19 protein-coding genes and 1 pseudogene are annotated in these 19,261 nt (G+C 71.8%); 4 read left to right on the top strand and 16 right to left on the bottom strand.

Translation table 11 applies throughout. From position 1 onward, the window contains the following. Positions 1 to 318 precede the first annotated feature (318 nt). Positions 319 to 1,407 carry a PDDEXK-like family protein gene (locus Aut01nite_RS34455; protein WP_043524410.1) on the bottom strand — a complete coding sequence of 363 codons (1,089 nt, stop codon included), beginning with the start codon at positions 1,405 to 1,407 and terminating at the stop codon, positions 319 to 321. A gap of 795 nt (positions 1,408 to 2,202) precedes the next feature. Then, positions 2,203 to 3,114 carry an alpha/beta hydrolase family protein gene (locus tag Aut01nite_RS34450; protein ID WP_204037778.1) on the bottom strand — a complete coding sequence of 304 codons (912 nt, stop codon included), beginning with the start codon at positions 3,112 to 3,114 and terminating at the stop codon, positions 2,203 to 2,205. Between the two features lie 95 nt (positions 3,115 to 3,209). Here Aut01nite_RS34450 and Aut01nite_RS34445 point away from each other — a divergent pair, with 95 nt between their 5' ends. Together Aut01nite_RS34445 and Aut01nite_RS34440 are read left to right on the top strand one after the other, a co-directional pair. Continuing rightward, a complete protein-coding gene (locus tag Aut01nite_RS34445) occupies positions 3,210 to 3,848 on the top strand; it encodes a TetR/AcrR family transcriptional regulator (RefSeq protein ID WP_063958870.1) in 639 nt (212 codons plus the stop codon). A gap of 172 nt (positions 3,849 to 4,020) precedes the next feature. Continuing rightward, positions 4,021 to 4,598, top strand: a pseudogene (locus Aut01nite_RS34440) (transposase); the annotation flags it as partial. Positions 4,599 to 4,922: 324 nt separating this feature from the next. Here Aut01nite_RS34440 and Aut01nite_RS34435 read toward each other — a convergent pair. From Aut01nite_RS34435 to Aut01nite_RS34425, 3 genes are all read right to left on the bottom strand, one after another. After that, a complete protein-coding gene (locus Aut01nite_RS34435) occupies positions 4,923 to 6,467 on the bottom strand; it encodes an MFS transporter (protein WP_043531779.1) in 1,545 nt (514 codons plus the stop codon). A 188-nt stretch (positions 6,468 to 6,655) separates the two neighbouring features. Continuing rightward, the gene (locus tag Aut01nite_RS34430; RefSeq protein ID WP_043531778.1) at positions 6,656 to 7,216 is read right to left on the bottom strand and encodes a TetR/AcrR family transcriptional regulator; all 561 of its coding nucleotides are present in this window, start codon (positions 7,214 to 7,216) and stop codon (positions 6,656 to 6,658) included. Continuing rightward, positions 7,213 to 7,788 (bottom strand): sugar O-acetyltransferase, encoded by a 576-nt coding sequence (locus tag Aut01nite_RS34425; protein WP_043531777.1) that lies wholly within the window; start codon positions 7,786 to 7,788, stop codon positions 7,213 to 7,215. The genes Aut01nite_RS34430 and Aut01nite_RS34425 overlap by 4 nt, the downstream gene beginning before the upstream one ends. 64 nt (positions 7,789 to 7,852) lie before the next feature. Here Aut01nite_RS34425 and Aut01nite_RS34420 point away from each other — a divergent pair, with 64 nt between their 5' ends. After that, on the top strand, positions 7,853 to 8,758 hold the full coding sequence (locus Aut01nite_RS34420; protein WP_043531776.1) for an aminoglycoside phosphotransferase family protein: 906 nt from the start codon (positions 7,853 to 7,855) through the stop codon (positions 8,756 to 8,758). A 297-nt stretch (positions 8,759 to 9,055) separates the two neighbouring features. On the opposite strand, the gene Aut01nite_RS34415 is transcribed toward Aut01nite_RS34420, so the two are convergent. From Aut01nite_RS34415 to Aut01nite_RS34375, 9 genes are all read right to left on the bottom strand, one after another. Continuing rightward, complete coding sequence (locus Aut01nite_RS34415; protein WP_043531774.1) at positions 9,056 to 9,301, bottom strand: bacteriocin immunity protein; 246 nt, start codon at positions 9,299 to 9,301, stop codon at positions 9,056 to 9,058. A 27-nt stretch (positions 9,302 to 9,328) separates the two neighbouring features. Beyond that, positions 9,329 to 9,517 carry a hypothetical protein gene (locus tag Aut01nite_RS34410; RefSeq protein WP_043531772.1) on the bottom strand — a complete coding sequence of 63 codons (189 nt, stop codon included), beginning with the start codon at positions 9,515 to 9,517 and terminating at the stop codon, positions 9,329 to 9,331. A gap of 292 nt (positions 9,518 to 9,809) precedes the next feature. Then, a complete protein-coding gene (locus Aut01nite_RS34405; protein WP_043531770.1) occupies positions 9,810 to 10,397 on the bottom strand; it encodes a hypothetical protein in 588 nt (195 codons plus the stop codon). Positions 10,398 to 10,582: 185 nt separating this feature from the next. Beyond that, a complete protein-coding gene (locus Aut01nite_RS34400; RefSeq protein ID WP_152629067.1) occupies positions 10,583 to 10,912 on the bottom strand; it encodes a hypothetical protein in 330 nt (109 codons plus the stop codon). Then, positions 10,909 to 10,995, bottom strand: coding sequence for a mycothiol transferase (locus tag Aut01nite_RS43930; RefSeq protein WP_268871743.1), 87 nt, complete (start codon positions 10,993 to 10,995; stop codon positions 10,909 to 10,911). The genes Aut01nite_RS34400 and Aut01nite_RS43930 overlap by 4 nt, the downstream gene beginning before the upstream one ends. Before the next feature lie 378 nt (positions 10,996 to 11,373). Beyond that, positions 11,374 to 11,841 (bottom strand): SRPBCC family protein, encoded by a 468-nt coding sequence (locus Aut01nite_RS34390; RefSeq protein ID WP_043531764.1) that lies wholly within the window; start codon positions 11,839 to 11,841, stop codon positions 11,374 to 11,376. Between the two features lie 129 nt (positions 11,842 to 11,970). Continuing rightward, positions 11,971 to 13,107, bottom strand: coding sequence for an alanine racemase (locus Aut01nite_RS34385; protein WP_043531762.1), 1,137 nt, complete (start codon positions 13,105 to 13,107; stop codon positions 11,971 to 11,973). Beyond that, a complete protein-coding gene (locus Aut01nite_RS34380) occupies positions 13,100 to 14,689 on the bottom strand; it encodes an IucA/IucC family protein (protein WP_043531761.1) in 1,590 nt (529 codons plus the stop codon). Before Aut01nite_RS34380 ends, Aut01nite_RS34385 begins: the two co-directional genes overlap by 8 nt. A 133-nt stretch (positions 14,690 to 14,822) precedes the next feature. After that, positions 14,823 to 16,322 carry an IucA/IucC family protein gene (locus Aut01nite_RS34375; protein ID WP_043531759.1) on the bottom strand — a complete coding sequence of 500 codons (1,500 nt, stop codon included), beginning with the start codon at positions 16,320 to 16,322 and terminating at the stop codon, positions 14,823 to 14,825. A gap of 153 nt (positions 16,323 to 16,475) precedes the next feature. On the opposite strand from Aut01nite_RS34375, the gene Aut01nite_RS34370 reads away from it, so the two are divergent. Then, positions 16,476 to 18,146 (top strand): FAD-binding dehydrogenase, encoded by a 1,671-nt coding sequence (locus Aut01nite_RS34370; protein ID WP_043531756.1) that lies wholly within the window; start codon positions 16,476 to 16,478, stop codon positions 18,144 to 18,146. Between the two features lie 278 nt (positions 18,147 to 18,424). Here the strand turns inward: Aut01nite_RS34370 and Aut01nite_RS34365 are convergent, their stop codons facing one another. Next, positions 18,425 to 18,619: a hypothetical protein gene (locus Aut01nite_RS34365; RefSeq protein WP_204037776.1), complete on the bottom strand. Its 195-nt coding sequence runs from the start codon at positions 18,617 to 18,619 to the stop codon at positions 18,425 to 18,427. Between the two features lie 37 nt (positions 18,620 to 18,656). Continuing rightward, complete coding sequence (locus Aut01nite_RS34360) at positions 18,657 to 19,256, bottom strand: GNAT family N-acetyltransferase (RefSeq protein WP_236643106.1); 600 nt, start codon at positions 19,254 to 19,256, stop codon at positions 18,657 to 18,659. Positions 19,257 to 19,261: the final 5 nt, after the last annotated feature.

The raw sequence follows: 19,261 nt of genomic DNA, 5'->3' as shown, positions 1-19,261 counted from the left end.
ATCACGCTTCACCCGCTCGGCGGCATGACAGTGCGTTGCGGGCCGGAAGGGAGTTGAACCCTCGGTGAGGCATGGTACGCCAGTGGCCCCCCACGCGTCTACAGGCCGCCGTGCGTACCCAGCTGCCAGCTCGTTGACACTGCAATAACCTGGCTCTGCCACCGGTCCGCCGCAGTATCACCGCAACGGTGCACGCCACCACTTGGATTACCTCAGCGTCCGAAGCGTTATCGGCAGCAGATCAGTACGGCTCCACGCTCCCATAGACGAGTCCCTCCTGGATGCCCTTACCGGATCGGCCTAGCCGCCTTCCAGTGCCTAGCCCTGATCGACGACAAGCTCCCGGGCTGACGCCACCAGGTGATCGAGGACCGCGAGGGTGAGATCGGCCAGCTGGAACCGGTCCACCCTCGTGACGTCCAGGGACAGCTGGGTCGCGAGCCGCCGGTTCCAGTCGTTGCGGAACACCGGATGGAACCCGCTGAGGTCGCCGTTGCGAAACTCGTCCAGCACGGCAGCGTCAGCGGGCCGGGCCAGGCCACCGTGCTCGTTCGCGGACAGCGCCTGGCCCAGCTCCGGCCGGCTCAGGTCGGTAAGCATCCGCTGGATCGCTGGCAGCACCATGGCCGGCAACAGCGCCACGGCAAGGTCGTGAGCCTTCCGCCGGGCCTCGACCGCAGTCCCGTCGCCCAGCTCGACCTGCACACACGGCCGGAACAGCCATCGGGCCGCCGGGGTCATGCGGCCCTCGGAGCGCACGTCCACACCGATCCACGCGTTCGGGTCCCCGTTCGGGTGCCGCCGCCAGGCCAGGAACATCGGGTTGCCGGGGTTCGTACGCGTCGCCTCGGCCTCCCCATCCCGTTCCCGCAGCACCTTGTCGAGATCGAGAGCGACACGGCGGGTGACTAGATCGGGCACATACCAGCCCCGGGACTCGCCGATGATGCCCTCGGCCTGCTGGTCCCAGCTCGCGAACAGCCCGGCGATCTCCCCGCCGAGCCAGGCGACGTGCGGGTCGGTGCTGTCGCGCCACGCCCCGTAGAGCTCGACGAGCCCGACCGCCCGCCACGGATCGGGTGGCACATCGCCACGGTCCAGGGTGCAGTAGAAGAGAGCCGCCGAGTATTTCGCTGCCCAAGCCTGGTAGCGGTCGAGCTGATCCCCGTGCTCGGTCGACGCGCCCTTCAGCTCTAGCACCGCCACCGGATGATTCTCCCGATACACGACTAGATCGAACCGGCTCCGTGCGGCCTTGCCCTCACGCCGGACCCGGTACTCCCCGTCCGGTAGCCCCAGCACCCGGATCAGTGGCGCCGGATCCCGCTCGAACAGGAACGCCAGCAGGTCACTGGCACTGTTCTCGTTGGCGATCAGGCGGCCCAGCGCCTCGTTGTTCTCCGGCACTTCAAGATCATAAACCTTTTCGATGGTACGCCCTGCCCCAGCAGGCGGCCGAGCATTCATTGCGATATGGCTGCCCGCTGGACTACGTGTAGCAACTCACCGCGCGGCCCTACACGCGGCAGAAGAGGTAGATCGATCTTGACCGCGGCGTTGATAGCCGGGCAACGGATCACGCTGGAAAATGCGGTGATGGGTTGGTCATTGCATGCGATACCGCTGCACTTGTCCGTCAATGACGATGTGCTGGAGTGGGCTGCCAGCGCGAGATTCTCCCGGGGCGTACCTGACCAGCCGTCTGAGCCGGAATCCCTGCCATCGGTCGCCCAAGTCCTGGCTGTCTTCGCTGCCGCACAGTGCCACGGGACCGCCTGGTTCGCGCTTTGCGACTCTGGTGCGTCACCCGCTTTGGCGCCCTGCCCGGATCCGTCGGCGGGCGTGCCAGCCCGTGGGCTCGACCTCGGTGAGGTCAGCCTGCACCTGATGGGCCAGGACCAGGTTGCCTCGGAGGTGCGGTCAGATGCCCTCGTGGAGGCCTTGGCTGCCTGGCATGACGATGGCGTGGGCAGTATGCGGCATGTGAGTGCACGGCAGGCGAAACGACCGCTAGCCAAGCAAACGACTGCTGCGCCGCCGCGTGGAGGCGCGTCCCCGGATCGCACGCCTTCCCGGATCGCCTTTAAGAACGCGCGGTTGTTGCGGCGGGTCTGCTCGGGATGGCGGTTGGTTACGCCCACGGCGCGGATCGCTGCGATTCTCGGCCGGGCTCGACAAGCGCCGAGCCCGGTCGCCGAGCACCTACTTGGTGTCGATGGTGAAGGTGCCGGAGCTGTCGGCGGCTTGTTTTTCCAAGGTCTGCCAGGGCGTCGCGTCCAGACCGAGAACGTCGAGTAGGTAGGCGGAGACCGCGTCCGCGACGAGCGCGACGCGGGCGGGGTCCTCGTCGGTGGTCTCCTTCACGGCCTCTCCGGCGATCCCGCCCAGGGTGTGCTCGCCGTCGGCGATGCCGAGCAGCCGCTTCGGGGCGGGGCTGAGGTGGTAGGCGTCGGTGAACCAGTCGGGGCCGCGGGTGGACATGGCGGATTGGTCCTTGCCGCCGGTGACCACCAGGGCCGGGATGGTCATGGTGGAGTAATCCGGGCGCATGAACGGCAGGTGCTCTACCGCGAACGGGGTCAGGCTGTCACCGGTGCCGGTCGCGGCAATGAGCGCGCCGGCCTTGACCGCGGGGTGGGAGAAGCTCTCACCCGGGGTGCCGGCCTCATCGAGGACGCGGGCGCCGAGGAGGGCTCCGGTGGTCTGCGCGCCCCAGGAATGCCCGACGATCGCGACGCGATGGTGATCCGCGCGTGCGGGCAGGCCGCTGACCTGGTCGAGGATGTCGCCGAGGTGGTCCAGGATCGCGTGCAGGTCCGCGATGCGCACGCGCCAGATGCTGGCGAAGCGGGAGTCGTCGAAGCCGATGCGGTTACGGCGGGAGTCGAGGTGGGTGGGCTGCACGACGGCGAACCCGGCGGCCGCCCACCGGTCCACGAGGGGCTCGTAGCCGTCCATCGACCAGGCATTGCCGTGGGAGAAGACGATGATGGGCAACTTTTCGCCGTCGACGGGCGCTGTGACCTTGACCTGAAGCGGGGCGCTGCGGCCGGTGGTGGGCACGGTGAGTGGTTTTACCGAGACGAGCCGGCGATCGAGCGGTGTAGAGGGCATGAGAGTGTCTCCAGGACTGTCGTGGGTTTGCTAGCTTTGACGGAACGTCGTTCCGCAAGATTAGCGGAACAGTGTTCCGCCAACAAGGAGGTGCGGTGTCCGACACACTCGGTGTGCGCCAGGCCGGTGCGCGCCGCAGCCGCGAGGCGGTGCTGACGGCGGCGGCCGCGGCGTTCGTCGAGCAGGGTGTACAGGCCCCCGTCCGCGACATCGCCGGTCGTGCAGGTGTGGGAGTCGGAACGGTCTACCGGCATTTCCCGACGAGGGCGGACTTGGTGAGTGCCGTTTATCGCCATCAGGTCGACGACTGCACGGCCCTGGCCGTGCAGCTGCGGCAGCAGCCGATCCCGGCCGTCGACGCCCTAGATCGATGGGTCGCGGCCTTCGTGGACTTCCTGGTGACCAAGCATGGTCTCAGCGTCGCCTTGGGCTCGGAGGACCCGAGCCTGGCCAACCTCCACGCGCTGATACTCGACGAACTCGTCCCAGCCTGTGCGACCCTGCTGACCGCGAGTCAGGAGGCCGGGGAGACCGACCAGCAAATCACCGCGTACACGCTGCTGCGAGCCATCGGGAACCTGTGCATCCTCGGACCGGACTACGACAGGAACGACGCCAGGCAGATGGTCGCCCGCCTCCTGGCCGGATGCCGCACCCGTGGCTCCACCATTTCCGGACCCGACGCGGCGCGATCTGCACAGCGCCCGCGTTCTGCTAGGCAAAGTGCCGTCTGAATCGGGATCCGCAGCGCCACCTACGTCTGTCGCCACGAACTCTCATCGGCAAATCCGTGCGCTCGTAGCGTCCCGCCGCCGAGCCGACCGACTGTGACCCGGGGTCATCCGGCACCCGGGTAGGTGACGCTTCGGCGTGCTGGCGCCCGCGGAGCCGTGTCCGCGCCGATCGATGATCGTTGTGGCGGGCGTGACGGACAGGGCGGAAACGATCGATGTGTTGGCGGGTTCCGTGAGCAGCTCTACCTTTGCATGACCAGGCGGGCGGACGCGTTGTTCGAGTTGACGGACGCCTTGTTGTGCACCGACGGGCCGGTCAAGACGCTGGTCGGGTTGTCACTTGCTCCGGAGCACCGGCGGGGCCACGGCGCCATGTATGACGCGCTCAACGCGGGGCGCATCGACGTCGAGTCGCTGCGTCGGCAGTTGGCCGGGTTGCCGTTGCCGCGGGCGGCGGACGGCCGCCTGGTGCTCGCGGTGGATGTCTCGCCGTGGCTGCGCCCGGATGGAAACTGCAGTCCGCAGCGTTCGTTCTGCCACACCTACGGCCGCGGCAGGGACGAACACCGGATGATCCCTGGCTGGCCGTACTCGATCGTCGCCGCACTGGAGACCGGCCGGACCTCCTGGACGGCGTTGCTGGACGCGGTCCGGCTCCCACCCGGCGCGGACGTCACCACGATCACCTGCGCACAGATTCGGCAGCTCGTCGAGCGGCTGACCGACGCCGGCCAGTGGCAGGTCGGGGACTTCGAAGGGCGAGGCACCAGGACATCCTTCCCCCAGACCTCTGTCTGGATTCAAGGTGTCCGCCTCGGCGGTGGAACTTCAGGGCACGGTGGCTGCATCGCTAAGCTCAGCCTCGTAGTTGCTCACCAGCAGTGTTGCAACGACCGCCTGAATCCGGCCCCGCCCGGCCCGGCCGAGTGGGGCCGTCGGAGGGCGTCAGAATCAACAGGGCGGCTGCCCGGTAAGCCAGATCCCGCCGCCGGCAACTAGGTTCCTAGGATGCTGTAGCGGTTGTGGCCTGCCGTACGCGGGCAACATCGAGGCCCTCCAGGCGGCGGCGGTGAGTCAGGGCGTTGCCGGACTGGTGCGGTTGACCAGGACGCGAGCCAGGATGACCGTGATCACGCCGGCGGCGACGACGGTGAGCAGACCGACTCGCAGGCCGGCCTGGTCGGCCAGGTAGCCGACCAGCAGCGGCGAGAGCAGGAAACCGCCGCGCAGCAGCCAGCTCACCACGGTCAGGCCGGTGCCGGGGCGGAGGCCCGGCAGCTCGTCGGCGGTGTGCATGGCGGCCGGGACCAGGGTCGCCACGCCGAGGCCGGCGAGGGCGAAACCGGCGAGGGCGGTCGGTACCGAGGGGAAAGCCAGGGCGGCGGCCATGCCGGCGGCGCCGAGCGCGGCGCCGGCGCGGACCACGGTGCGCTGGCCGAAACGGTCCACGGCGCGGTCGCCGGTGAGACGGCCGATGGTCATCGCGGTCTGCAGGGCGACCACGGCGAGTCCGGCGGTCGCGGCGCCGGTGTGCAGTTCGTCGGTGAGGAAGATGGCGCCCCACGACGCGCCGGCGTCCTCGACGAGGACACCGCAGGCGGCGAGGACACCCAGAAGGGCGAGGAGGCGTACGGCGGCGGCGCGCATCCCGCGGCCCGGGACACCGGCAGTGGCGTGCACTGGACGGTCCGCGGCACCGGCAGTGGCGTGCACCGGGCGGCCCGCCACACCGGTCGTGGCAAGCATCGGCCGGCCCGCCACACCGGTCGTGGCGTGTACTGGGCCCGCGACACCGGGGGCGGCCTGTACTGGGCGGCCCGCGACACCGGGGGCGGAATCCGCGTCGGCTGGCACACCCCCGCTGGACTCCGCGTCGGGCGGCACGCCTGCGGTGGACTCCGCGTCGGGCGGCACGCCGGCGGTGGTGTCGGCCGGGGGATGTGGTGAGGCGGCGGCTCGGACGGGCATCCCGGCGCCGTCAGGCTCGGGGCCGTCCGCAGCGGCGTCCGTGCCGGCGGTGGGGGAGCGGGTGTCGTCGCCGGGAAGCATGTAGTGGTGGGCGATCAGGGCCACGGCGCTGAGCAGGACGGCGGAGACGGTCAGGTGCAGGCCCAGGGGCAGGTTCAGGCCGGCGGCGGCGGAGCCCATCAGACCGCCGAGGACCGCGCCGATGCTCCAGACGCCGTGCAGGGAGTTGACGATCGAGCGGCCGTAGAGACGCTGGACGCGCAGGCCGTGGGTGTTCTGGGCGACGTCGACGACCGAGTCGACGGCGCCGACGAGGAACAGCGCGCCGGCGAGGGCGGTGAGGTTCGGGGCGAGCGGGATGGCCAGGGTGGCGGTGGTGGTCAGCACGATGCCGAAGGCGGCGACCCGGGCCGAACGGTACCGGCGGACCACGGCCCCGGCGAACAGGCCGGCGAGCAGGGCGCCGACCGGGAACGCGGCGATCGCGGCGCCCAGGGCGGCGTTGCTGAGGCCGAGGTCCTCCCGGATCTGCGGGTAGCGGGGGACGACGTTGAAGAAGACCGCGCCGTTGGTGAGGAACTGGGCGGCGACGGCGGCGCGGGCCAGGCGGACCCGGCGGGCCGGGGGTGCGGGCGTGGTGAGGCGGGACACGGGATTCTCCGGATCGGGGTCGGCGCGGCCCGGTGGGGGAGCGGAGCGGCGGGAGTGCTGACGGCGTACCGGGGCCAGGGTCGCCAAAGGGGTGACAGGAGGCCCGGGAAGGCCGCGAGGGGAACGCTCGGCAGTGCTCACGGCGTACCCGGGCAGGGGTCGGAAAGGGGTGACCGCGAGGGGAAGGCTCAGCGCAGGTAACGCTCGATGGCGTGGCGGATCTGCGCCGGGGTCATCGGGTCGGTGGAGAGGGCGCTGTGCAGGGTGAGGCCCTCGATCAGGGCGTCGACCTCGCGGGCGGTCGTCGGGTCGAAATGGCGGACGAGGGCGTCGCGGCTGCGCTGCATCCAGGCCTGGGTGACGGCTTTCAGGCGGGGGTTGCGGGCGGCGGCGACGTACAGCTCGACGGTGAGGATCAGGTCGTGGCCGGGGCTGAGCAGGTCGTCGGCGACCAGGGTGACGACGGCTTCGACGGCTTCGTCGCGGGTGCGGGCGGCGGTGAGGCGTTCGTCGAAGACGCGGGCGATCGACTCGGTGTGCCGGGTGAACGCCTCGGCGAGGATGTCGTCGAGACCGTCGAAGTGGTAGGTCATCGACCCGAGCGGCACGTCCGCGGCCCGGGCGATCTCGCGGTGGGTGGTTCCGGCGACGCCGTGCTCGGCGATGACGGCGAGCGCGGCGTCGATCAGCCGGTCACGCCGGTGCGGATCGTGCCGCCGCGTCCTCCGGGCGGGCGCGGCGCCGGTCATGGCCGATCGACGGTGCGGATCACGCGTGCGGGATTGCCGACGGCCACCACACCGGCGGGCAGGTCCTTGGTGACGACCGCGCCGGCGCCGACGACGGTGTCGTCGCCGATGGTGACGCCGGGCAGGACGATCGCCCCGGAGCCGAGCCACACGTTGTCGCCGATGACGATCGGCTGGGCGGCCTCCCACTTGTCGCGGCGCGGGCCGGGCTCGACCGGGTGGGTGGGGGTGAGCAGCTGCACGTTGGTGCCGATCTGCACGTCGGCGCCGATGGTGATCGGGGCGACGTCGAGGGCGATCAGGCCGTAGTTGGCGAAGGTGCGGGCGCCGATCCGGATGTGGCTGCCGTAGTCGACGCGGAACGGGGGCCGGATGTCGACGCCCTCGCCGATCTCGCCGAGGAGCTCCTCGAGGAGGCGGCGGCGGGCGGCGGGGTCGCGGGCCGGGGTGGTGTTGTAGGCGTCGGTGAGGTCCTGGGCGCGGAGCATCGCCTCGCCGAGCTCGGGGTCGTCGGCGATGTAGAGGTCGCCGGCCAGCATGCGGTCGCGCATGGTGCGGGAGTCGGTGCTCATGCGTACGAGCGTACACATGTAATGTACTCGCGTACATAGAGTTCGGCTGGCAGGATCCTCCGGCATGACGTTGCACGAAGGAGAGATCACGATCGGCGAGGCGGGCGTCCGTCAGCTGCTCGAACAGCAGTGCCCGCAATGGGCCGCACTGCCGCTGACACCGGCCGGGGCGGGCACCGAGAACACCATGTACCGGCTGGGCGAGACGCTCCTCGTCCGGCTGCCGCGCACCACGGAGAAAGCCGGCGCGCTGCGCAAGGAGACACGGTGGCTGCCGCGCCTCGCGGACCGTCTGCCGTTGCGGATTCCCTCCCCGGTGTACGCGGGAAGCCCGGCCGGGTCCTATCCGGCGGACTGGGCCGTGTTCACGTGGATCGACGGCGCCGAAGCGGGACCGGACACGGTCGGGGACTGGGCGGCGTTCGGAACGGACCTGGCGGGGTTCGTCCGTGAGCTGCACCGCATCGAGCTCGGTGCGGTCCGGCAGGGCGGGGATCTGAGCTGGTACCGGGGTGGCGAACTGCGGCCCTGCGACGCATGGGTCACCCGCGACCTCGCCGCCAGCCGTCCACTCATCGGCGATGAGCAGGTGGACGGCCTCGAGGAGATCTGGCGGGCGGGTCTCGCGCTGCCGTCGCCGGATCGGCCGCACGTGTGGCTGCACGGCGACCTCAAGCCGACGAACCTGCTCGTCAAGGACGGGAGGCTGACGGCGGTCATCGACTTCGGAGCGTTGTCGGTGGGACTGCCGGACGCCGAACACGCGACGATCTGGGATCTGCCGGCGGGGGCGCGGGAGGCGTACCGCAAAGAACTCGATCTGGACGAGGTGACCTGGCGCCGGGCGCGGGCGTGGGCCGTCGCGGTGGCCGTCTCCGGGATCGCCTACTACTGGTCGACGTTCCCCTCGTTCGTCGCCGAGTGCCGCGCCCGTGTCGCCAACCTTCTGGCCTCCCCTGAACGCCTCTGACCCCTCACCCCTTCGACCGCTCCGTCACCTTCTTCGGCAACCGCCGTCGGCAACTGGATCCGTAGGTGCTCCCGTTCGTGCTCGACCTGTCGGTGACTTGTCCTGCCTCGCTGGCCTGGCATTCTCACGCCGCATTCCGCTGACCCCGCGTCGTTGGCCCTTTGCGGCTTTCGCGCTCCAGGCCGCTTGCCTAGAATCCTAGGATGGCCTAGGCGCCGTGCGGCAAGCCGCACGGCAAACCCGGGAAAGGCCGGCTTCGCCGACGAACACATCTGGTTTCGGAGGGTCGCTCTCTTCTCAAAGAGCGATCGGGCGGTACGCCAGCGCTTCGTCCACGATCTCCTCAGCGGTTCGGCCTTCGGAGGCTGTGAAGATCAGGTGCGAGGCGTTCGGCATGGTGAGGTTCGTGTCGAAGAGGAGGGTGTACCAGTCGGCGTCGGGATCGTCGCTCTGCGGGCCCGGGCCCGCCATGATGCGCCGGGCGATCTCCACGAGTTCGTCGCGGGTGATGTCGGGGAACCGGGGCCACCGAGGCCGGGCCACCAGATACGCGAACGTCGAGGACGAGCCTCAACTGTCGTAGGTGTGAAAGGTGTGCGCGTCATGATCGCCGCCGGTGTCGGCGTTGAACGCGGCGATCTCCTCGCCGAACGGCTCGCCGGAGTCCATCAGGTCGCCGATCCGCTCGATGACGGCGCTGAGCCGAGCGATCCGTTCCGGCGCGACGGGCGGCGGCAGCAATTCCTCACGCAGTTCCACGCGCGCATTATCCGCACCCCATCCCCATCCACCCGTCACCGCCGTAGCCGCCGAACTGCCGCGCGGGATTGTCGTGAGTGGCCGCTCACGGGACTCGCGCCCCGGATGACCGGGTGGGGCTGGTCGGCCCGGCGTGTCGGGCCGGAAACAATGCTCCTGGCACAGTCCCGTCGGCCGTACCTCAGCGGGTTTGGTTCGGCTGTGGGTGGGCGTACGCCGGCTGGCTCTCGCCTTGGTCTTTGCGGCCGTCGCCCTGTCGGGGAGGGGGACGGCTCGTGGTCGGGGACGCCTGTCAACGGCGGGCCGTGGCGACGGCGGGAGTGGTCGGCCGGGGCGGAGTGGGGGTGGTGTCGTGCAGGGGGTGGAGGGCGATGAGCATGAGGATGCCGGTGAGGGGCATCAGGTTCAGGTCGACCGGGGGGAGTGCGACGGCGAGGAGCATCATGGCCGGGCTCCACCAGGGCAGGTGGCGGGCGCGGGTGGCGAGGGCGGCCAACGCGACGATGCCGATGAAGAACAGCAGTGGGCCGATGTCGTAGACGGCGGGCTGCACGCCGGGCAGGTCGGCGAACTCGTGCTGGCGGGTGCGCAGGTCGGCTCGGTCGGTGGCGGCCAGGGCGAGGATCATGTCGGCGCTGAACTGGACGATCGTGGCGGCCAGGCCGGCCAGGGTGATGCCGGTGATCAGGTTGCGGCCGGTGCCGATGCGGGTGCGCAGGGCGAACACGACGGGTACGAACAGGAGCATGCCGGCCAGGCCGAAGAGGTGGGCGAGCTGCCAGTCGAGGCCGGGGCCGTAGTGGCCGTCGAGGCGGCCGATGATGCGGGTGAGGCCGTAGGCGGTCATGGCGAGCGGCGCGGCGATGAGGGCGATTCTCATATCGAGGATCGTCGTCGTCCGGCGCGGAGGGCGCCTCAGGTGGAACCCGGTTCGTGTCCCTGAGTGTCCCCTGAGACGTGGCGGAGCAGTTTCTCGGTGAGGGTGGTGAAGGTGGCGGCGGCCTGTTCGTCGCCGGTGTCGCGGGTTCCCCAGTAGTCGGCGCCGGTGGTGGTGGGAACCCGGTCTCACAGAAGCCGGTGGCCGGCCCTGGTGATGTGAGCGGCGAACACCGTCTCTCCGGGCTCATCGGACCAGGCCTCGGGCCGGCCGCATTCCCGGGCGAGGTCGTCCCCGGTCAGGGGAACACCGTCGTCCCACTGCGCCGGCCAGTGCCGGAACCGGCGCACCTCGACCAGGCCCCGAGCCTCCAGCGAGATCAGGCCGGGCGCCAGAAGGCCGGCGAGTTCCCGCAGCGTCGTCTCGTCGCTGAGGCGCAGCTCCCGGAGCGGCAGCGGCGAGTCCTCCAACGGCTGCAGGACCAGAACCTCAGCGGGGTCCAACCATTCGTCGGTCATGTACACCTGCGGACGATGTCGGCGTGGCCGGCGTGGCGGTTCAGTTCGGCGAGCATGTGGACGAGGATCTGGTGCAGGGTCACGGGGGTACCGTCCTACCAGCGGACCGTGCCGGGGGCGTCGATCGGGAGCGCCGCGGGCCTCCCGCAGGTATCGATGAAGGGTCGCCTTGGCATCGAGCTCCGTCATGCCGCCCATGATCTCACCAGCGTTCGGTGAGGTGGTTCCGGCCGGCGTGCCGGCGGGCACGCGGGTGCCAGTCGCCGGGGTGGTCCACGGTGAACCGCAGGAACGCGGAGCGGCCCCGGATGCGCTCGCGGGTCTGCGGCGTCTCGTAGTCGACGTCCTCGGTGAGCAGGGTGGTCGGGCGGGGCCCGTCGCGTTGTTCGAGACCGTCGGCGTAGTCGTGTGCGAGCTGCCGCCTGGTCCTGTCCGGTGGCCGCGGGCGGCGTTGCTGACCGTCAGGGCAGGTCTTCCAGGTGCTGTGCGAGGTTGGCCAGCGACGAGGTCATACCGGCGGCGTGGTCGTCAGCGGAGATACCGGCGGGGACGTCGTCGGCCCGGAACTCCACACGTGTGCCGTCTTCCACCGCTGTGACCTGCCAGGTCATCGTCATGGTGCCGGCCTGGGCCGGGTCGTCGGAGACGAAGTCGACGGCTTGCACCACCCGTACACCGGGCACGATCTCCACGAAGCGGGCCTCGACGACGTCCGAGTCGGCGGTGGTCTTGCCCGGTGCCGCCGAGGCGTCCGCGTAGGTCAGCACGAGCCGGTAGGAGCCGCCCGGCTCGGCGTCGAACCGCTCGAATCGGCCGCTCATGCCGTCCGGCGGCAACCAGACCGTCAGGGCCTCGGGGTCGACGAGGGCTGCGTAGACGCGGTCGGGTGGAGCCGCGATCACCCGGGAGGCGGTGTCTGTCCGTGCCATGGCCGGAGCCTACGGGGCGTGCGGTCAGGCGTGGGTGCGTCGACCGGCTCGGCCTCGTACGGCGGAGGCGCGGTCACCGCGGTTCGGGGCGGTAGTAGGCGTCGAACCGGTCGTAGATGTCCACGGGAGTCAGAGGGTGAGGAAGGTGGGTGGGTCGTGGCGCAGGAAGTCGTGGTGGGAGATGTCCCAGCCGTAGGCGCCGGCCCGGCCGAACACCAGCAGGTCGCCGGTGCGCAGGTGGGTGACGTGCCGGCCGCGGGTGAGCACGTCGCGGGGGGTGCAGAGTTCGCCGACGGCGTCGACGTCGGTGCCGGTGACCGACAGGCGGAGGTACGGGTGGGGCCAGTCGTCGATCGGCAGGATGTCGAAGGGGTGGGAGTAGCCCCAGGCGGCGGGCAGCCGGAAGTGGTGGGTGCCGCCGCGCAGGACGGCGAATGTGCGGCCGTGGGTGGTTTTCAGGTCGAGGACCTCGGCGGCGTACCAGCCGGCGTCGGCGGCCAGGTAGCGGCCGGGTTCCAGGATCAGTTCGACGCCGTCGGGGACGGTCACCGAGGACAGTGGGGTCAGGTCGATGGAGGCGCCGGTGCGGTAGTCGACGCCGAGACCGCCGCCGGCGTTGACCACGTGCAGGTTCACCCCGTACGCCGCGGCGGTCCGCGCCGACCAGGTGATCGCGTCGCGGAGGAAGGCCGCGTGCGCCGCGCCGTCGAGGTTGTTGGAGACGGCGTGCAGGTGGAAACCGATCACCCGCAGGCCGGCGGGGATGTCGGCGAGCACCGCCGGGAGCTGGGCCTCGTCGATGCCGAACGGGGTGGGCGTGCCGGTCATGGTGTGGCTGCCGGACGGTGCCGTGGTGGCGCGGTTGACGCGCAGGCAGATGTCGGCGCGGGCGCCGAGCGCGGCGAGACGGCGCAGCTCGTACGGGCTCTCCACGTTGAGCAGGGCGCCGGCGTCGAGGGCGGCGGCGAGTTCGGCGTCGGTCTTGGCGGGGCCGCCGAACACGATGCGGCGGGCGCCGGCGCGTACGGCCAGGGACAGTTCGCCGCCGGACGCGACCTCCAGCCCGTCGGTGACGGCGGCGAGGGTCCGGACCACGTCGGGATGGCCGTTGGCTTTCACGGCGTACAGGAACGAGGTTCTCGGGGGAAGCGCTGCCCGCAGCGACGCCGCACGGGCCCGCAGGGCGGCGGTGTCGTAGAGGTAGGCGCAGCGGGGGCCGGGCAGGGCGCGCAGCGCGGCCGCCGCGGCGGGGGACAGGTCAGGCATGGAGGGGGTTGCTCACCGGGATGTGGATGTCGCCGGCGCCGGCCAGCCGCATGCGGACCAGGGCCTTGTGCGGGACGCGGGCGGCGATCAGCCAGCTGTGGTCGGCGGCGGCGTGCGGGTGCGCGCCGAGGGCGTCGTAGGTCTCGTCGACGACGTCGCGGACGATGCGCCAGGCGCGGGCCTCGTCGAGGTCGTGGGATTCGCCCAGGCGGATGACGAGTTCGCCGAGGTGGGCCTGCAGGGCGGTGTAGCCGAGTTTGGCGCGCAGGATCTCGGTGTCGCCGGTGCCGACGACGGAGCCGGGCCACAGGTCGATGCCGTGGCCCGCGTCGGCGAGGCGGCCGGGGTGCAGGCGCAGCCCGGCGAAGTCGCGCAGGGCGAGCCGGTGCGGGCGGCCGCCGACGAAGGTGGGCAGGCAGTTCTGCAGGTGCGCTTCCAGGGCGACGCCGTCGGCGAGCAGCCGCAGCAGCGGTGGCAGCAGCAGGCGGGTGTAGTCGGCCAGCCAGGTGGCCGGGTCGCCGCCGGCGGTGTCGACGAGACCGGCGATCACGGTACGGCCGATGGCCGGGTCGTAGGCGGGCAGGGCGCCGCCGGGGATCGCCTGCTCACCCGGTTCGAGGCGGCCGGTCAGGCCGGTGCGGGCGATGGCGGACAGGTCCCGGCCGCTGCCGGCGGGCACGGCGGCGCCGCCGGTCTCGGCCATCAGCAGCAGCCGCGGCTCGTTCGCGGTGAGCCGGTGCAGCAGGGTGGACAGGGCGGGGCCGTTGCGGGTGGAGGCGACGCTGATGCTGCGGCGGGTGGAGGTGACCTGGATGTCCAGGCTGACCTTCAGGTAGTGGCCGCCGGGCAGCAGCAGGGTCCGTAGCGCGGCGGTGGGGACGGTGTCGAGGTGGCCGTCGAGGCGGTGCAGGGTGCCGTCGGTGAACAGGTCGGCGTAGCGGTGCAGGACGGTGTCGAACTGCCAGGCGTGCACCGGCTGGACGCGGTACCCGGCGGGTGCGTGCGGGATGTCCGGGTGCAGGGTGCGCAGCCAGGCGCCGAGGTCGTCGCCGAGGTGGGTGTCGTCGCGGACGGCGACGAACCGGAGGGCGGTGTGGCCGGCCTCCAGGTCGTGGGCGAGGACGTCGCCGGTGTCCCAGCCGAGGCGGGTGCGGCCGCACGGGTGCAGGTTGTGACCGGCGACGGCGAGCCGTTCCAGGTGCACGGCGGTCAGGTCGGGGCCGGCGCCGTCGGGGATCCGCGGGTCGAAGCGGGACAGGGCGAGCGCCAGGTTGATCACGGCGTTGCGGATCTCGGTGGAGAACGTGCCGGCCGGGTCGATGCCGGCGAGCAGGTCGACCGGGTCGGCGACGCCGGCGTGCGGATATTCGGTGCGGTTGAACGCGTGCCGGCGGCCGCCGGCGGTGGCCGGGGCGAGGTCTTCGCGGACGAGGGCGGCGCGCAGGCGGCGGCCGACCGTGTCGGCGGCGTGCGGCAGGTTGCGGACGAAACCGTCGACCAGGTGCGGTTCGTGGACGGCGAGGGCGGCTTCGGTGTGCGCGGCTGCTGCGGCGAGCCGTCCGGTGCTGACGATGCGGATCATCGGGGGTCCTTCCGCAGGTGGATCAGGGGTGCGCCGCCACGGGATGGCCGGGGCGGGAGGCTGCTCGGGAGCGCGCCGCCACGGGGTGGCCGAAGCGGGGCGCCGTTCGGCGGTGGCCGAAGCGGGAGGCGGCTCATGCGTGCGCCGCGAGCGGGTTCGCCAGGTGGGTCCAGCGGTCGTGCAGGGGGTCGGCGGCGAGCCGCATCGTGGTGGTGGCCTTCACCGGCAGCGGCTCGGTGAGCAGGTGTCGCGTGTCGGCGGTGCCGTGCAGGGCGGCGGCGACCTCCCGCCACAGCCGGTCCGGGTCGGCGCCGAGGACCCCGGTGAGGGCGGCGATCATCTGGCGGGCGACGGTGGCCAGGGCGGCGGCGGACAGTTTGGTGCGCAGTTCGGACACGTCGTCGGTGGGCAGGTCACCGAGCAGGCCGGGGTCGGCGCCCAGCCGGCCGGGGTGGACGCGGACGCCGCCGAGGTCGCGGTAGACGGCCCGGACCGGCCGGCCGTCGCGGAGCACCACCAGGGTGTTCTGGCCGTGCGCCTCCAGCGCCACACCCCGTTCCAGGATCCGGGCGAGGGGCCCGAACACCACCCTGCCGAGATCTTTCATGAACAGGTACGGGTCGGCGACGGTCCGCAGGATCGCCGGGGTCGCCGCGAGCACCCCGAGGGGGATCGCGCCCGGCGGCGGCGCCTGCCGGATCAGGTGGGCCAGATGCCGGTCCGGGCCGTGGCCGGTGATGACCGCCCCGGCCTCGGTCTCGGCCAGCACGTCGAGGGGCAGATCGCGGGTCAGGGTGTGCAGCAGCGCGGACAGGCGCGGGCCGTTGTGGACGGCGGCGGGAGAGACGGTGCGGATGGCCGAGGTCATCTGGATGTCGACGGCCGTCTTGATGTGCGGGCCGCCGTCCAGTGGGGCGACGGTGCGCAGGGACATCAGTGGCCGTACCGGGCCGGTCTCGCCGTCGTCGATCAGCCACGGGTACCTGTCGCGTAGGTGGGCGGCCTGCCACGGGTGGGCGTAGAGCAGGGGTCTCCCGGCGCCGTGCCACCGGTCGGCGGGCACGATGAGCCGGCGCAGGGTGATGACCGGCCGGTGCTCGGGGGCGTAGGCGAGCACGTCGGCGACGGTCATGCCGGTGCGGGTGCGGCAGCACGGGTGCAGCGGGTGCCCGTCGACCAGGAGTTGCTCGGCGATGCCGGGCCCGGTCAGGTCGGCGGGGAGAGGGGCCGTGGCGGGGTTGGCGGCGCGGGCCAGCGCCAGGTTGGCGACGCTGTTGGCGATCTCGGCGGTCAGGGCGGCGCCCGGCCACAGTTGGGCGGTGAGTTCCGCCGGGTCGTGCACGGGTGCACCCTGGACGGTGACGGTCAGGCCGGCGGGTGGTTCGGTGAACGCGGTGGCGGCGGCGGTGGGATAGCTGACGACCGTGTGGGTGAACCGCACGTGGGTGTGGCCGTCGTGGTGGTGCCGGCCGGTCAGGCCGGGCAGCGGCTCGTGCTCGCAGGCGAGCAGCAGCCGGGCCAGGATCGCGGCGCGGGCGCCGGGCAGCGCGGTGTCGAAGGGGGCCAGCAGATCGGGGCGGAGAGCGGCGAGTTGCTGGCGAGTGCCGGCGGGATCGGCGGTGGGGTGCGGCACCCCACCATTGTTGTCTGCCGGTGGGCGGGTGCGCGCGGGGGACGTCGCGAGCGGCGGGGGTCACACCGGTGTGTTTCCCCGACGCCGCGAATCCGATAAATTCTCGTATTCGAGCGTGGCGGAGGTCACTGCCGCGGGTGAGGGGAACAAGGCGTGGACGTCGACGTCATCGTGGTGGGAGCAGGGCTGGCCGGTTTGGCCGCCGCGCACGAGCTCACCACCGCCGGCAAGAAGGTGGCCCTGGTCGACCAGGAGAACGCCGCCAACCTCGGTGGGCAGGCGTGGTGGTCGTTCGGCGGCCTGTTCTTCGTCGACAGCCCCGAACAGCGGCGCGCCCGCATCCGCGACAGCGTCGAACTGGCCTGGGCCGACTGGCGGCACAGCGCCGGCTTCGACCGGATCGACGACGAGGACGCGTGGGCGGTCCGGTGGGCGCGGGCGTACGTCGAGTTCGCCGCCGGGGAGAAACGGGCCTGGCTGGCGTCGCTCGGGATGAGCTGGCTGCCGTTCGCCGGCTGGGCCGAACGCGGCGAACTGCGCGCCGGCGGGCACGGCAACTCGGTGCCGCGATTCCACATCACCTGGGGTACGGGCACCGGCGTGGTCGACCCGTTCGCGGCATCCGCGGTGAACGCCGCTTCCCTCGGGCTGCTCGAATTCCGGCACCGGCACCGCGTCGACGAACTGATCGTCGAGAACGGGACCGCGGTGGGCGTACGCGGGAAGGTCCTCGCCCCGGACGGCGCCGCCCGCGGCGTGTCCTCCAACCGCGAGGAGATCGCCGACTTCGACCTGCGCGCCCAGGCCGTGATCGTCACCACCGGCGGCATCGGCGCCAACCACGACCTGGTCCGCCGGTACTGGCCGCCGCGGCTCGGCACCCCGCCCGGCGCCATGGTCACCGGCGTGCCCGCGTACGTCGACGGGCGGATGCTGCAGATCGCCGAGGACGCCGGGGTGCGCCTGGTCAACCGGGACCGGATGTGGCATTACACCGAAGGCGTGCAGAACTGGAACCCGGTCTGGCCCGGCCACGGCATCCGTATCCTGTCCGCGCCGTCACCGCTGTGGCTCGACGCCCTCGGCCGGCGGCTGCCCGCCCCGTTCTTCCCCAGCTACGACACCCTCGGCACGTTGAAGTATCTGCGGACCAACCCGGAGATCTCGGGGTACGACCACTCCTGGTTCCTGCTCACCCAGCGGATCATCGAGAAGGAGTTCGCTCTGTCCGGCTCCGAACAGAACCCCGACCTGACCGCCAAGGACCGGCGCGGCTTCCTCAAGGAACGGCTGTTCGGCAAGGGCGCGCCCGCACCCGTCGAGGCGTTCAAACAGCACGGCGCCGACTTCGTCGTCGCGCCCGGCCTGGAGGAGCTCGTCGCCGGGATGAACAAGCTGACCCCCGAGCCGCTGCTGGACGCGGCCCGGGTCCGGGAGCAGGTCGAGGCCCGCGACACACAGATCGCCAACAAGGTCACCAAGGACGCGCAGATCCAGGGCATCCACAACTCCCGGCGCTACCTCGGCGACCGGATCGGGCGCACGTCGGTGCCGCACCGGCTGCTCGACCCGGCGGCCGGGCCGCTGATCGGCGTCAAGCTGCACATCCTCACCCGCAAGACCCTCGGCGGGATCCAGACCGACCTGGACTCGCGGGCGCTCGGGCACGACGGCCACCCCATCCCCGGCCTGTACGCCGCCGGCGAGGTCGCCGGGTTCGGCGGCGGCGGGGTGCACGGCTACAACGCCCTGGAAGGCACGTTCCTGGGCGGCTGCCTGTTCAGCGGCCGCGCCGCCGGCCGGCACGCGGCGGCCGCCCTGTAACCGGCCCTGTGGCAGGCTGGTGCGGTGATCTTGCGGCGCTGCACCGACCTGTCACCGGCCGACTGGCTCGTGGAGTCGGCCACCGAAGCCGAACAGCTGATCCTGTTCGGGCCGGACGAGTTCGAGGCGTACGCCCGGATACGGTACGTCCCCGACGATCCCGCCGCCGACGTGCCCGAGGACCATCCGTCCGACCTCGACCAGGCGCGGCGGGCCCTGGCGGTGCTGGCGGGATTCACCGGCACCGCCGGCGACTGCTACTTCGCGGTCTGGGACGGCTACCCGGACGTGACCGTGCCGCCGGGACCGTGGCTGACCGGTCTGCCGTACCGGCATTTCGCCCTGCTGCACGGCCCGCTCTCGGCCCTCGCCACCTGGGACACCGAGGTCAGCGACATGCCACCGGCGATGGTGTGGCCCGCCGACCGGGCCTGGTTCTTCGCCAGCGACGTCGACCCGGACTGGGCCGGCATCGGCGCCGCCCGCGCCGCCGTGGTGGTCCGAGTGGCGTCAGTGGCTGGTCCACCACATCGGGTGCAGGTGCGGGCCGTCCGGGGCCACCGGGAACGGGCCGAGCGGCTGGTAACCCTTGCGTTGGTAGAGGGCGCTGTTGGCGGGACCGGTCGCCTCCAGGTACGCCGGCCGGTCCTCCCGGGTGAGCTCGGCGTGCCGGTGGTCCAGCAGCGCCGTACCGAGGCCGGTGCCCTGCCGGCCGGGCAGCACGGCCAGGAACGCCAGGTAGGCGTGCGGCCGGCCGCGGGGGTGATACCGGTGCATCGCCTCGTCGATCTGCTGGAAGCGGGGCAGCGCCGGGCCGGTGATCTCGGCGAGCCGCCGATCGTAGTCGTCGATCGTGAGGTCGGGATCGTCGCCGAGGTCGTACCAGAGCGCGCAGGCGTCCTCGCCGATGACGTCGACGCGCCCGTGCTCGACGGCGTGGGCCGCCAGCATCCGGAAGTACGGGCGGTAGACGCGGCGGCGCTCGATCTCGTCGGGGATCAGCCACGGGGCCAGGTCGCCGTGCAGAAACGCGGCGGTCAGGATGTCGCTGACCAGGTCGATGTGCGGTGCGGCGGCGCGGTGGACGCCGGCGCCGGTGATCGAGGTCACGCCGG

It is taken from the genome of Actinoplanes utahensis (genome assembly GCF_016862455.1).
Lineage (GTDB): Bacteria > Actinomycetota > Actinomycetes > Mycobacteriales > Micromonosporaceae > Actinoplanes > Actinoplanes utahensis.
Note: the sequence above shows the minus strand (reverse complement) of the source record. Positions and strands in the feature narration are given on the sequence as shown.